The 14,143-nt window shown below is 35.9% G+C and carries 13 protein-coding genes; all 13 read left to right on the top strand.

The window, feature by feature from the left end; translation table 11 throughout:
* Positions 1-79: 79 nt before the first annotated feature.
* The 13 genes from murC (at position 80) to TS1_RS00180 (ending at position 14,091) form a co-directional block, all read left to right on the top strand.
* Positions 80-1,417, top strand: coding sequence for a UDP-N-acetylmuramate--L-alanine ligase (murC, locus tag TS1_RS00240; protein ID WP_068706617.1), 1,338 nt, complete (start codon positions 80-82; stop codon positions 1,415-1,417).
* Between the two features lie 76 nt (positions 1,418-1,493).
* The gene (locus TS1_RS00235) at positions 1,494-1,961 is read left to right on the top strand and encodes a MaoC/PaaZ C-terminal domain-containing protein (RefSeq protein ID WP_068706615.1); all 468 of its coding nucleotides are present in this window, start codon (positions 1,494-1,496) and stop codon (positions 1,959-1,961) included.
* Positions 1,954-2,634, top strand: coding sequence for a Bax inhibitor-1/YccA family protein (locus TS1_RS00230; RefSeq protein ID WP_068706613.1), 681 nt, complete (start codon positions 1,954-1,956; stop codon positions 2,632-2,634). Before TS1_RS00235 ends, TS1_RS00230 begins: the two co-directional genes overlap by 8 nt.
* 191 nt (positions 2,635-2,825) lie before the next feature.
* Positions 2,826-5,471: a DNA polymerase I gene (polA, locus tag TS1_RS00225; protein ID WP_068706611.1), complete on the top strand. Its 2,646-nt coding sequence runs from the start codon at positions 2,826-2,828 to the stop codon at positions 5,469-5,471.
* Between the two features lie 14 nt (positions 5,472-5,485).
* Positions 5,486-6,331, top strand: coding sequence for a DNA-formamidopyrimidine glycosylase (mutM, locus tag TS1_RS00220; protein ID WP_068706609.1), 846 nt, complete (start codon positions 5,486-5,488; stop codon positions 6,329-6,331).
* Positions 6,328-6,924 (top strand): dephospho-CoA kinase, encoded by a 597-nt coding sequence (gene coaE, locus TS1_RS00215; protein WP_068706606.1) that lies wholly within the window; start codon positions 6,328-6,330, stop codon positions 6,922-6,924. Before mutM ends, coaE begins: the two co-directional genes overlap by 4 nt.
* Positions 6,925-7,064: 140 nt before the next feature.
* Positions 7,065-7,532: a transcriptional regulator NrdR gene (gene nrdR / locus TS1_RS00210; RefSeq protein ID WP_068706604.1), complete on the top strand. Its 468-nt coding sequence runs from the start codon at positions 7,065-7,067 to the stop codon at positions 7,530-7,532.
* A gap of 24 nt (positions 7,533-7,556) precedes the next feature.
* Positions 7,557-8,942 (top strand): replication initiation and membrane attachment family protein, encoded by a 1,386-nt coding sequence (locus TS1_RS00205; protein WP_068706602.1) that lies wholly within the window; start codon positions 7,557-7,559, stop codon positions 8,940-8,942.
* The gene (gene dnaI / locus TS1_RS00200; RefSeq protein WP_068706600.1) at positions 8,942-9,868 is read left to right on the top strand and encodes a primosomal protein DnaI; all 927 of its coding nucleotides are present in this window, start codon (positions 8,942-8,944) and stop codon (positions 9,866-9,868) included. Before TS1_RS00205 ends, dnaI begins: the two co-directional genes overlap by 1 nt.
* 80 nt (positions 9,869-9,948) lie before the next feature.
* Positions 9,949-10,647, top strand: coding sequence for a tRNA (adenine(22)-N(1))-methyltransferase (locus TS1_RS00195; RefSeq protein ID WP_068706598.1), 699 nt, complete (start codon positions 9,949-9,951; stop codon positions 10,645-10,647).
* Positions 10,644-11,765 carry a Nif3-like dinuclear metal center hexameric protein gene (locus tag TS1_RS00190; protein ID WP_068706596.1) on the top strand — a complete coding sequence of 374 codons (1,122 nt, stop codon included), beginning with the start codon at positions 10,644-10,646 and terminating at the stop codon, positions 11,763-11,765. Before TS1_RS00195 ends, TS1_RS00190 begins: the two co-directional genes overlap by 4 nt.
* Before the next feature lie 12 nt (positions 11,766-11,777).
* A complete protein-coding gene (gene pepT, locus TS1_RS00185; RefSeq protein WP_068706594.1) occupies positions 11,778-13,007 on the top strand; it encodes a peptidase T in 1,230 nt (409 codons plus the stop codon).
* A 64-nt stretch (positions 13,008-13,071) separates the two neighbouring features.
* A complete protein-coding gene (locus TS1_RS00180) occupies positions 13,072-14,091 on the top strand; it encodes a lysylphosphatidylglycerol synthase transmembrane domain-containing protein (RefSeq protein WP_068706593.1) in 1,020 nt (339 codons plus the stop codon).
* The last annotated feature ends 52 nt before the right edge of the window (positions 14,092-14,143 follow it).

The following is a 14,143-nucleotide window of genomic DNA, read 5'->3' as shown; positions in this document are numbered from 1 at the left end:
TATTAGATAATGTATTACAGTTTGGTAGTGGTCTTTTCGGATTATTACCAATTTTTCCGAGAAAAGAGGATTTTAAATAATGACAAATCAAAATAAACCAATCTATCATTTTGTAGGAATCAAAGGTTCAGGAATGAGTTCCTTAGCATTAATATTGCATGAACAAGGAGAACAAGTTCAAGGTTCAGATGTAGAAAAGTACTTTTTTACTCAAATGGGTTTAGAAAAAGCAGGGATACCTATTTATACTTTTGATGCAGATAATATTACAGAAGGTTTAACTATCATCGCTGGGAATGCTTTTCCAGATGATCATGAGGAATTAGTACAAGCACGGGCGTTAGGCTTAAAAGTGATTCGTTACCATGATTTTATCGGACACTTCATTCAGCGCTTTACCAGTTTTGCTGTGACTGGTTCTCACGGGAAAACAAGTACAACCGGCTTATTGGCTCATGTACTAAGCGGGATTGTGCCTACAAGTTATTTAATTGGCGATGGTACCGGACATGGACGTCCTGATGCAGAGTTTTTTGCTTTTGAGGCTTGCGAATATCAACGCCATTTTCTAGCTTATAGCCCAGACTATGTGATTATGACAAATATTGATTTTGATCACCCAGATTATTATAAGAGTATTGAGGACGTATTTTCTGCTTTTCAAACCATGGCTCAACAAGTGAAAAAAGGAATCTTAGCTTTTGGCGATGATCCTTATTTGCGTAAGTTAGAAGCTGATGTTCCTATTTATTATTATGGTGTTAACCAAGAAGATGACATTCGTGCTGAAAATATCACACGTACCACCGAGGGTTCTGCTTTTGATGTTTATTTCCATGAGGAATTTATTGGGCATTTTAATTTGCCTGCATTTGGGCAACACAACATCAATAATGCTCTAGGTGTCATTGCGGCATCCTATCTAGAAAATTTTGATATGGAAAAAGTTGCCGAAGAAATGAATTCATTTTCAGGAGTTAAGCGCCGTTTTAGTGAAAAGAAAGTTTCTGACATGGTTATTGTAGATGATTACGCTCATCATCCTGCAGAAATCAAAGCGACGATTGATGGTGCTCGTCAAAAATATCCTGATAAAGAAATTGTAGCTGTTTTTCAACCACATACCTTTTCACGTACTATCGCTTTAATGGACGATTTTGCTGAAGCACTTAATTTGGCCGATAGCGTTTATCTATGTGACATATTTAGTTCTGCGCGGGAACAAAGCGGCAATGTAAAAATTGAAGATCTTGGTGCAAAAATTGATAAAGGCGGCGAAGTCCTGCAGGAAGATAACTTGTCTCCGCTTTTAAACCACAAAGACGGTGTAGTTATTTTTATGGGCGCTGGAGATGTTCAAAAGTTTGAACAAAGCTATGAAAATCTATTAAGTAATACAACACGTAGTGTATTGTAAAAACACTGTATCTTGTTTCTACTTTTTTGTATATCTGATAAAATAATAAAAAGACATAAACATGGAGGCTAGTTGATTGGATATAGGAAAGTTAAATAAATTAGGAAAAGCGATCGATGAAATTGAAGAAGGACAGTCGATGTCTGTGACTGAAGCGATTGAAGACAACCAGATATTGTTGTATCTAGGGTTGACGAATGATGCGAATCCATTGTATATCCAACATGATTATGCACAAAAGACCATTTATAAAAAGCCAATCGTTCCTTCTGTGTTATTAATGGGGATTGTTACAAGTACGATTTCCAAACATTTTCCAGGACCTGGTTCGCATGTTGTCAATTTTTCAGTGAATTTTGTCGAGCCTGTCTATCATTATGAGACTTTGACCTTTTTGTTTGAGGTTATTAAAGTAGATAAACACAAAGATATTGTAACTCTTTCAGTGGAAGCTGTTAATATCAAAGAAAAAAGGGTGTTAGACGCAGTGGTAATGGTTCAGCCCCCTATGTTATATGAAGAAAGTGAGGAAAATAATGAATAATAACCCAGTAATTGAAGCCAAGGGCGTTAATCATTTTTATGCCAAAGTCTATGGTATTTTTGCTTTAGGACTTGGAATTAGTGCTGTTTCAGCTTATCTTGCAATGACGATGTTTTTTGAACAAACGATTTCTTTTATCGATCGATTCCCATTAGGATTAACCGGTATATGGTTAGCTGAAATTATTTTAGTTGTTTTGCTTAGTGCAAAAGCTCAAAAAAATCCGTCGTTAACGGTCGCCGGTTTTATTGTCTACTCGTTATTGAATGGTCTTGTTTTGTCGATTACTTTATCGCTATATACGCCAGCATTAGTAGGGAGGGCATTTACAACTGCCACAGTTACTTTCTTGGCATTAGCTTTATATGGTGCAATGACAAAACGTGATTTGAGCGGTATTGGACGGGCAGGAATTGGTTTGTTAATCGGAGTTATCGTAGCTACACTCATCAATTTCTTTTTACAAAGTTCAGCTGTTGATTACCTGTTATCTTATTTAACAGTGGCGATCTTTTTGGGATTGACTGCTTATGATAATCAGCAAATTCGCAATTTATATTTTGCAACATTGGGGCAAGATAACACCGGATTTGCGGCTTTTATGGCCTTACAACTTTATCTAGACTTTGTGAATTTATTCTTGTCGTTTTTACGTATCTTTTCCAGAAATTAGATATCATCAATTATGTAATAATAAAGGGTTGCAAACAGAGTGAACAAAAGTTTACTTGTTTGCAGCTTTTTTGTTGTTTTTTAACTAAATGGTTGTATTATCTATCTTCCAATTTATAAAATATAAATGATCGCTTTCGTGCGTATACTTTGTTAAAATAGAAACATAGAATCTGAGTGAGGAGATTAAAAATGGCCAAAAATAAATTATTACTAGTGGACGGTAATAGCGTGGCATTTCGTGCATTCTATGCCTTACATAGCTCGCTAGAACGTTTTAAAAATCCAAGCGGACTTCATACAAACGCAATTTATGCCTTTAATTTAATGTTTGACAATGTGATGGAAAAAGAAAAACCCACTCATGTTTTAGTGGCTTTTGATGCGGGAAAAACGACCTTTCGTAATGAAATGTATGAAAATTATAAAGGCGGTCGCGCCAAAACGCCCGGAGAATTGAATGAGCAGCTTCCTTATATCCGCGAATTAATCAACGGCTTAGGTATCTCTTATTATGAATTAAAAAATTATGAGGCAGATGACATTATTGGGACGCTGGCTGAACAAGTAGATAAAGAGAAATTTGATGTAACCATACTTACAGGTGACCGAGATTTGACTCAATTAGCTACACAAGAGGTTAAAGTAGCAATCACTAAAAAGGGCGTCAGTGATACTGAAGACTATACACCAGCACATATTGCTGAAAAGTATGATGGATTAAAACCTAAACAAATTATTGATATGAAAGGTTTAGCAGGAGATGCCTCAGATAACATTCCAGGAGTCACTAAAGTAGGCGACAAAACTGCTATTAAATTACTGAAGCAGTATGGTTCTGTTGAAGGGATTTATGAACATATTGATGAAATGAAGCAAAGTAAAATGAAAGAAAATCTGATTAACGATAAAGATACAGCTTTGCTTTCAAAAAAATTAGCTACAATTAACACTTCTGCTCCTATTGACGTATCGATTGATTCATTAAAATATGAAGGGAATAATCTGGAAAAATTAATTCCATTTTACAAAGAAATGAACTTTCGCTCGTTTTTAGAAAATCTAGACGGTGAAGAACAAGACAATCAAATGGACGACATCTTGTTTGAAGCTGTAGATGAACCTACCCAAGAAATGTTTACTGACAATATGGCTTTATATGTGGAAATGCTGGGTGAAAATTATCATGTAGAAGATATTGTTGGCGTTGCCTGGGGAAATGAGAAGAAGATTTATGTCTCAAAAAATGAGAATATCTTCGAAAATGAGACGTTTAAGAACTGGCTGATGGATAAAAATACTAATAAAAGAGTTTACAATGCCAAAAAAACACAGGTAGCATTAAACCGTTACGTAGGTATGCCTCAAGGTTTTTCTTTTGATATTTTAGTTGCTGCATATTTACTTGATAATACGGATAATACAGATGACATTGCCGGAATTTGTGCCCATTACGATTATCAAGATATACAAACGGACACGGCAGTATATGGTAAAGGAGCTAAAAAAGGTCTCCCTGAGGATGACGAAGTATTTTTTGCTCATCTAGCTCGGAAAATCAAAGCAATACAGTGGCTCACGCCCAAATTACATGGCGAATTGAAAGAAAAAGATCAGCTTGATTTGTATGAAAAATTAGAGGCACCCATATCTTCTATTCTAGCAGAAATGGAAATCACAGGAATTACAGTGGACTCACAACGACTTACAGAAATGAAAGATGAATTTGCTCAGCGTTTAAACGAAATTGAAGAAAAGATTTATGAACAAGCAGGCGAAGAATTTAATATCAATTCTCCTAAACAGTTAGGGCATATTTTATTCGAGAAAATGAATTTACCCGTAATTAAAAAAACAAAAACAGGTTATTCAACAGCAGTTGATGTGTTAGAACAGTTAAAAGATAAGTCTCCGATTGTTGAAAACATTTTACAATACCGTCAAATTGCCAAGATTCAATCCACCTATGTTGAAGGCTTGTTAAAAGTGATTTTACAAGATGGAAAAGTGCATACTCGTTACTTACAGACTTTGACACAAACTGGGCGTTTAAGTTCTGTTGATCCGAATTTACAAAATATTCCTATTCGTTTAGAAGAAGGACGAAAAATTCGTCAAGCCTTTGTGCCTAGACAAAAAGATTGGGTAATTTATTCTTCGGATTACTCACAAATTGAGTTACGTGTACTCGCTCATGTTTCAAAAGACGAGCACTTACAACAAGCTTTTAATGAAAACCAAGACATTCATGCCAGTACAGCAATGCGGGTATTTGATATTAGCAAACCAGAAGACGTCACACCAAATATACGCCGTCAAGCAAAAGCAGTAAATTTCGGCATCGTCTATGGGATTTCTGATTATGGTTTATCACAAAACTTGGGTATTTCTCGTAAAGAGGCTAAAAACTATATTGATACTTATTTTGAGCGATATCCTGGGGTAAAAAAATATATGAATGACTCTGTAGCACAAGCAAAAGAAAAAGGATATGCACAGACTTTATATAACCGTCGTCGTTATCTTGAAAATATCAATTCTAGTAATTTCAACTTACGATCGTTTGCAGAACGTACCGCGATTAATTCACCGATACAAGGTAGTGCAGCTGATATTTTAAAAATTGCGATGATCGAATTAGATAAACAACTAAAGGAAAAACAATTAGAAGCAGCGATGCTCTTACAAGTCCACGATGAGTTAGTTTTTGAAGTCCCGCAAAGCGAATTGGAAACATTAGACAAATTAGTAAAAGACGTCATGGAAAAAGCAGTAAAATTAGATGTGCCTTTGATTACTGAGAGCAGCTGGGGAAAAACTTGGTATGATGCAAAATAAAGAGGTGAAGACAGTTGCCGGAATTACCTGAAGTTGAAACAGTGAGAAGTGGGCTTATTCGCTTGGTCCAACATAAGACCATCGCTGAAGTTGTGGTTAGATGGCCTAAGATTATTGAGTACCCGGCAGCTGACATTTTTTGCCAGGATTTGACTGGTCAGCGTATCGAAACAATTGAACGTAGAGGGAAATTTTTACTTTTTAAATTAACGGATTTTGATTTAATTTCTCACTTACGTATGGAAGGAAAGTATGAGTTCTTTCCAGAAAATGTTAGTGTACAGCCGGATAAGCATACTCACGTTATTTTTAATTTTTCAGATGGCAGTCAACTACATTATAATGATGTACGTAAATTTGGCCGTATGGTTTTAGTAAAAAAAGACCAGGGTCTACTTTATAAGGGAATTCAACAATTGGGGCCAGAGCCGATAGAAGAAGAGTTTTCCTTGAGTAATTTCGAAGAAAAGCTGCAACATTCTTCTTCTTTTATCAAACCCTTGTTGTTAAACCAAAAGGTTGTCGCGGGCTTAGGAAATATCTATACAGATGAAGTACTTTGGTTAGCCAAAATTCATCCGCAACAACCTGCTCAAACCTTAAATAAAAAAGAAAGCAAACGTTTATATCAGGCAATTATTGATGTTTTAGCAAAAGCTGTTCGAGCTGGCGGCACAACTGTACGTACTTATAAAAATGCCCTAGGAAAAGCAGGAAATTTTCAAATCGAGTTAAAAGTTTATGGCAAAACCAATGAACCATGTCCAAGGTGTCAAACTCCGATTGAGAAAATAAAAGTTGCACAAAGAGGCACTCATCTTTGTCCCCATTGCCAAAAGCTAAGGAGGAGACAGTCATGAGTTTTATTCTTGGTATTACTGGTGGGATTGCTACAGGAAAAAGCACAGTGGTTGATGTATTTAGACATTACGGTTTTCCGGTGGTAGATGCAGATGTTATTGCAAGACAAGTGGTTGAGCCTAATACCCCTGCTTTAAAAAAAATCACCGAAATATTTGGAAAAGATATCTTACAAACAGATGGGGCATTGAACCGTTCTAAATTAGGAAAATTAATATTTTCTAATCCTAGAAATAAACAAGTGCTTGATCAACTACTTGCGCCATTTTTACAAGAAGCTATTATCAAACAAATTGAAAAAAAAGCCAAAGAATCTTCTTTAGTGATTGCAGACATTCCACTGCTTTATGAAGCCGGGTATGATAAAGATGTAAATCAAGTAGCGGTGGTTTATATCCCTGAGGACGTACAGCTACAAAGATTGACTAAAAGAGACCAGATTACAAAACAGGAAGCTCGACAAAAAATAGCTAGTCAGCTTTCGATTGAAGAAAAAAAGCAACGTGCTGATATTATTTTTGATAATCAAAAGGATCTGACATCTATTTTCCAGCAAGTCACTTCCTGGTTAAAAGAAAATCAATTCCTATAAAACCTTAAAACTCTAGAGTTTTCTAGAGTTTTTTCGTCCTTAAACTATTAGAATAGGGAGATTTCGTGTTATAATATTCATAAGTATTTTACAAAAGTAATTGAAATTTTATTGGAATAAACACAAATGAGGTGAAAAACATGCATTGTCCAAAATGTCATCATAATAACTCGCGTGTTATTGATAGTCGTCAGACAGATGACGGTCGAGCGATCAGAAGAAGAAGAGAATGTGAAAACTGCGGTTACCGATTTACAACTTTCGAGCGCATTGAAGAAGCTCCGCTTTTAGTGATTAAGAAAAATGGTGCGCGTGAAGAATTTAACCGAGAAAAAATATTGCGCGGTTTAATTCGTTCAGCGGAAAAGCGCCCTGTCGCAATGGAGCAGATGGAACAAATCGTTGACCACGTCGAAAAACGGATACGTGAATCAGGAGAAAGTGAAATTTCATCGAATGTAATTGGCGAGTATGTTATGGAAGACTTAAAAGATGTAGATGAAATTGCTTATATCCGTTTTGCAAGTGTCTATCGTCAGTTTAAAGACATGTCTGTATTTTTAAAAGAATTAGAAGACATTGTTGGCAAAGCCAACGATTCAAAATAATAAAAAAGACAAGGAGGAACTCTTTTGCATAGCGCTTGGGATGAAGTACAACCAAATCAAATTTATCAAGTGACTAAAAGCTTTCCTCTAACTGAAGAAGGAAACAATGGACTTGTTTATCTTTATCTTCCTATTATTGGTCAAACAGCCTTGGCTTTATACTATGGTTTCATAGGAGACAAGGACGATCCTTTCGAGAATGAATTTGCTCATATTGATATGCTGGATGCTTTAAATATTGGATTACCAGATTTTTTACAGGCGCGTAAACAATTAGAAGGTATGGGGCTACTGTCGGTATTTACTAAAGAAGATACAGACTTTGGAAAAATGTTTCTTTATCGACTAGAAGAACCTATTCATCCAGAAGCTTTTTTTCAAGACGAAACATACAGCTTCTTACTATTAAATACGGTAGGTGAACGAAAATTTCGGCAAATGGTACGACGCTTTCTGCCAGAAAAGCCTGACTTATCTGGCTACAAAGAAGTAACAAGTACGTTTCGTGAAGTTTACGGTGCTTTAGATGAACGTTTATTTAGCCGTAATGCGCAAAATTTAGAAAAAATTTCGAAAGATTATCAGCAAAATGCAACAAATAAAATTCAGTTAGATGAAGAGCAAATCGATTGGCCTTTTTTATACGAATTAGCCCAGCGCAAATTTATCGCTAAAGAAAATTTTGATGAAACCTTTAAACAACAATTGACTTTATATGCGAATTTATACGGTTTTGATGAAATGAAACTGGTAGATTTAATGGCTGAAGCTGTTTCTTTATCTGATGGGGTAGTGGACCGAAAAGAATTAGATAAAACGATTAGAAAACAGACAAATGTAAAAAGTAAAAAACAGCCCGCTAATTATGAAGAACAGTCTGATGCACAGACGCGTCGTTTTAACACCTTAAGACAGACAGGATTTTCTGAAAATGATATCCAGTTAATAAAAATTGCCCAAAACTCAGCGCCTATGGATTTTTTACAAGCGATTAAAAATGAAAAGCATAGCTATGTAGCTGACCCAGAAGCTTGGGTTTTAAAAACATTAGTAGAACGTAGTCCTCTACCGAATAGTGTCATTAATGTGTTGGTTCATTATATTTTGGTAATTAAGAAAAATAGTTTTTTGCAAGCGAATTTTGTCAACCAAATTGCGACAAATTGGTCAGAATTAGAGATTAATAGCCCTGAACAGGCGATTAAGCACGTACGTGATTTAGTCAAAGACGCTAAAAATCGGACAAACAACAAGTCGAATGCTGCATCGAAAAAACAACGACCTATACGCAAAGAAAAATTACCAGACTGGGTGGATAATCCTAGCGAAGAAGTTGAAGATCCAGCGGTCCAAGAAGAAATTAATAAAAAACTGCAAGATTACTTGAAACGCAAAGAAGGTGAAAACTAATGGAAGATGTCGGAAAGAATTTAAATAAATTAATGAATCAAAAAAACTACCGGACGCGTTTTTCTGAAATGATGGCTGAAGTATTAAAGGACCAAGATGTAAAAAATTTTTTGGATGAGCATAAAGAAGAACTATCAGAAGAAGATATCGAGCGTAGTTATGCGAAGTTATATGAATTTGTCCAAGAAAAACGTAAATTTGAATTGAACGACCCGACAATGATTGCTCCAGGATACGAGCCTCAGTTAGCGCTGAACTATCATTCTGTGGATGTTACCTATATTCCAACAGAAGAATTGATTAAAAAACAAGAGCAAGAAGAAATTCGCCATCGGATTCAAGCGTTGAACATGCCAAAAGATATTCAAGAAGCCCAGATGGCCAATTATGAAGGAACAACTGGACGGGCTAAAGCATTTATGGGAGCCATTGATTTTATCAATGCTTACAAGGATGCGCCTAGGTCTTTTCATAAGGGCCTTTATTTAGTCGGTAGTTTTGGCGTCGGAAAAACCTATTTATTAGGAGCGATCGCTAGAGATTTAGCTGAAGCAGGTTATACGTCGACTTTACTTCATTTTCCTTCTTTTGCAGTAGACATGAAGCAGTCCATAAAAAAAGACGAAGTGGGAGAAAAATTAGATGCGGTTAAAAGTGCTTCTATTTTAATGTTAGACGATGTAGGAGCAGATGCTATGAGCAGCTGGATTCGAGATGATATCTTTGGTGTTATCTTACAATATCGCATGCAAGAACAATTACCGACCTTCTTTAGTTCTAATTTTACGATGAATGAATTAGAACAGCACCTATCAGTAACCCAACGTGGAGAAGAAGAGCCGCTAAAAGCTAAACGCTTAATGGAGCGCATCCGTTACTTATCTCAAGAAATCGAGATGACGGGTAGAAATCGACGAAACACTTAAGTAAAACGACGTTGTAAAAGACGAATCTACACTCTTTGTTTTTTACAACGTTTTTCAATTTGTAAGAAAGGATTCTTGTTTTGAACAGTCAAATTTTATCTAAACGATTAGCTCAAGTTGCTGCTTTTGTTCCCAAATATGCTCGTCTGGCAGATATTGGTTCTGATCACGCTTATTTACCCATTTATTTAGTCGCAAATAAAAGCATAAATTATGCTGTTGCCGGAGAAATTGCGCAAGGGCCGCTAAAAGCAGCCAGTAAACAAATTAAAAGGTATGGTTACACCAACGAAATTATTCCTCGTTTAGCAGATGGACTAATGGCTATTCAACCAGAAGATCGAATCGATACTGTCGTTATTGCCGGTATGGGAGGAATTTTAACGACGACTATTTTAACCAAGGGAAAAGAAGAAGGACGTTTGACAAAAGAACAACGGTTAATCTTGCAACCAAATAATCATGAACAAAGTGTTCGCCATTGGCTTGCGACTCAGCACTATAAAATTTATGAGGAGCAGATTGTCGAGGAACATGGAAAATTTTATGAAATCATTGTGGCTTATTACAAAACAGATTGCCATTATACGAAAAAGGAAATCTATTTTGGACCGGTTCTAATACAGCAAAAAAATCTCGCCTTTAAAAAGAAATGGCAAAAAGAACTGCAGACAAAACAGAAAGTACTAAGTAACTTACAAAATGCACGTACAGCCCAAAAAAGTAAAATAGAGGAAGTTCAACAACAAATCGCGTGGATCAAGGAGGTACTAAAATGAGTCTTACTGCAAAAGAATTTATTACAAAATTTGAAACCTTTTGTCCCCTTTGGTTAGCTGAAGAAGGCGATCCTTGCGGGTTACATATTGGTACTTTAGACAAAAAAATCGATCGAGTGATGATGACCTTAGATGTTCGACCCGAAGTGGTGGAAGAAGCCATTAAAAAAGATATCGATTTAATCGTTGCCAAACACCCTCCTATTTTTAAACCCATTGAGCGTTTAAACGCAGATGATCCACAAACTAAGATGTATATCGATTTGTTAAAGCATGATATTGCGGTGTATGCTGCCCATACAAATATGGATATTATGTGGGGCGGGCTAAATGACTGGTTTTGTGAAATGCTAGATGTAAATGTAAGCGACTATTTAGTTAAAACGCATGAAATACCTTTAAAAAAACTAGCCGTCTATGTTCCGATAGCAGATGGGAAAAAAATGCGACAAGCCTTAGGAGCTGTTGGTGCAGGAACACAAGGAAATTATCGCAATACTAGCTATTCGATGGTAGGAACAGGAAGGTTTACACCTAATGAAAAGGCACACCCAACCATCGGTTCTAGCAATCGAGAAGAGCAGGTCCAAGAAGTGCGAATTGAAGTAATTTTCCCAGAAAATTTACAAGCGGATGTATTACAAGCAATGTATCAGGTTCATCCCTATGAAGAACCAGCGTACGATCTTTTGCCTTTAGAAAATCTGCCGCAAACCTTTGGTATTGGACGTATTGGTCAGTTAAGAGCACCGATGGAAATAGAAAACTTTGTACAAAAAGTAAAAACGACTTTTCAATTAGAAGGTCTACGCTTAATCCAGCCAAAAGATGCAAAGCATATGATACAAACAGTCGCAATTTGTGGCGGGTCTGGTGGTAAATTTTATCCGGATGCTTTAAAAAAGCAAGCAGATGTTTATATTACTGGAGATATCTATTATCATACAGCACACGACATGCAGGCTAGCGGCTTGACGGCAATCGATCCTGGGCATAATATTGAAGTAGTTTGTGTGAACAAATTTATAGAAAAAATGGAACAATGGAAAAAAGAAGAGAATTGGTCAATTGACTTTCTTCCTTCTACTACAAATACCAATCCGTTCCAATTTAGATAGAGGAGAGAAAATATGTACAAAAATTTATTACCACGCTTTTTGCGTTATGTTAAAACTCAAACGCGTTCCAATCCTGAAAGTAATACGACGCCTTCAACTCAAACACAGGTTGCTTTTGCTGAGTCTTTACAGCAAGAACTTGAAGATTTAGGTTTATCTGACGTCCATTACAACGTTAATAATGGTTATGTTATTGCGACGTTACCAAGCAATATTGAAAAGAAGGTAGCTAGCATTGGATTTATAGCGCATATGGATACAGCTGATTTCAACGCGGAAAATGTGCAGCCTCAAGTGATTGAAGAGTACGATGGCTCTTCTGTAATTCCATTGGATGAAAAAGGAGAATATAGCTTAGATCCTAAAGATTTTCCTAGTTTAAAGAAATATCAGGGGCAAACATTAATTACAACAGACGGCTCTACGCTTTTAGGTGCGGATGATAAAGCTGGAATTGCAGAAATTATGACCGCAATGGAAATATTACTAAACCATCCTGAAATTTCGCATGGCGAAATTAAGGTCGCTTTTGGCCCAGATGAAGAGATTGGTGTTGGAGCTGATAAATTTGATATAGAAGACTTCAATGTTGATTTTGCTTATACAATGGATGGCGGTCCTCTTGGTGAATTAGAGTACGAAACATTTAATGCGGCTCAAGCAGAAATTAACATTAAAGGAAAAAATGTTCATCCAGGGACAGCCAAAGATATGATGATCAACGCTTTGCAATTGGCCGTTGATTTTCAAAATCAACTTCCCCAAGATGAAGTTCCAGAAAAGACTGGGGGCAGACAAGGCTTCTTCCATTTAATGAGTTTGAGCGGAACGCCTGAAGAAGCAAAAATGACTTATATTATCCGTGACCATGATCGTCAGAAATTCGAAAATCGTAAAGCAAATATTTATGATATTCAAAAAAAGATGAATGCGCAGTTCTCACAACAACGTATATTTGTTGATATGTACGACCAATATTACAATATGAAAGAAATTATCGAAAAAGATATGAGTATTGTTGAGTTAGCTAAAAATGCTATGCTTGAACTAGCCATCGAACCTATTATTGAACCCGTACGAGGTGGAACGGATGGCTCTAAGATTTCTTATATGGGTTTGCCTACCCCTAATATCTTTGCTGGAGCCGAAAATATGCATGGACGTTTTGAGTATGTCTCATTACAGACGATGGAAAAAGCCGCAGCATTAATTGTAAAAATTGCTGAATTAAATGCAAAATAAAGGAAAATTGTAAGAAAGCTGCTTTTTTGTTCTTCTAGTTCATTGTTAAAGTAAGGAGAAATGAATGAAAAAAAACGCAAAATGGAAAATCGTGCTGAACTTGATTTTACTTTTAGTCATTTTGGGTATCATGTTTTATTTTATCCAAAATTCAATGCGTGATATTTTCAGAGAACTAAAAGAAACTCAACTGAAAGTTTTAGTTAGTGTTCTTTTTCTAGGGTTACTGCATCAATTTTTTGAAGGTTGTGGTATCAAAGAAACAGTACATGGTTTTTCTCCTAATTTTACAATTTTTGATGGCATGATGACTTCTTTTTATAGTGCTTTTTATCGAATCATTACTTTTGGAGCGGGCACATTATTGGCCGAGCTGGCTTTTTATAAGAAAAAAGGAATTAAAATTAGTCATGGAATAGGGGCTTCTGCCTTGCATATGATTGCTTATAAAACGGCGATTGTCACTTATGCTGTATTGAACTTGATACTTTACTTCTCTTTATTATTAGTTCAGCGCCCGAGATTAATTAGTTTAATTATCATAGGGATTCTTCTAACTTTATTACTGATTATTAGCTTAGTCATACTATCCTTAAGTTTAAACCTTCAAGTAGGGGTATTGCTATTTTGTAATCGATTTGTTCATAATCAACAACTACGCAATCACATTGATCGAGCAAATTTACAAATTAACGCACTCCATGAAGCTATGCAGACAGTTTTTAAAAACAAAATGACTATTTTAAAGATTTATCTATTTAATTTATTAAAAGTAGGTGCTTGGTATGCAATTCCATATATTTGTTTGCAGGAGGAAACTGATCATCTCAACTTTTTCTTAACGTTTGCACTGATTAGTTTTACTTTAGTTTTGTCGGGCATTATTCCTTCGCCTGCTGGTATTGGTTCTTTTGATTTTGTCTATTTATTTATGTTTCAGCCTTTAACTGGCACCGTTAATACGGTCTCTTCGTTGCTTTTATATCGTTTTGCTAGTTTTGTTTTGCCGTTTTTATTAGGCTTTCTGGTCTTTCTTACAGAACGTAGAAAAGCAATTAGGCAGGAACTTGAAGAGGCCCCTTAATAATTATAATAAGCGCACGAAACAGTCTTTATCGTTTCATGCGTTTTTTATT

This window comes from Tetragenococcus solitarius NBRC 100494 (assembly GCF_001544195.1).
Lineage (GTDB): Bacteria > Bacillota > Bacilli > Lactobacillales > Enterococcaceae > Tetragenococcus > Tetragenococcus solitarius.
The sequence above is the reverse complement of the archived record's forward strand: the minus strand, read 5'-3'. Positions and strand labels throughout refer to the sequence as shown.

What these genes read in the sequence shown, in the direction of transcription:
- coaE (WP_068706606.1), top strand. Translation starts at nt 6,328, where the DNA reads ATGAGTTTTATTCTTGGTATTACTGGTGGGATTGCTACAGGAAAAAGC.
- dnaI (WP_068706600.1), top strand. Translation starts at nt 8,942, where the DNA reads ATGGAAGATGTCGGAAAGAATTTAAATAAATTAATGAATCAAAAAAAC.
- pepT (WP_068706594.1), top strand. Translation starts at nt 11,778, where the DNA reads ATGTACAAAAATTTATTACCACGCTTTTTGCGTTATGTTAAAACTCAA.
- TS1_RS00180 (WP_068706593.1), top strand. Translation starts at nt 13,072, where the DNA reads ATGAAAAAAAACGCAAAATGGAAAATCGTGCTGAACTTGATTTTACTT.
- nrdR (WP_068706604.1), top strand. Translation starts at nt 7,065, where the DNA reads ATGCATTGTCCAAAATGTCATCATAATAACTCGCGTGTTATTGATAGT.
- murC (WP_068706617.1), top strand. Translation starts at nt 80, where the DNA reads ATGACAAATCAAAATAAACCAATCTATCATTTTGTAGGAATCAAAGGT.
- TS1_RS00190 (WP_068706596.1), top strand. Translation starts at nt 10,644, where the DNA reads ATGAGTCTTACTGCAAAAGAATTTATTACAAAATTTGAAACCTTTTGT.
- polA (WP_068706611.1), top strand. Translation starts at nt 2,826, where the DNA reads ATGGCCAAAAATAAATTATTACTAGTGGACGGTAATAGCGTGGCATTT.
- TS1_RS00230 (WP_068706613.1), top strand. Translation starts at nt 1,954, where the DNA reads ATGAATAATAACCCAGTAATTGAAGCCAAGGGCGTTAATCATTTTTAT.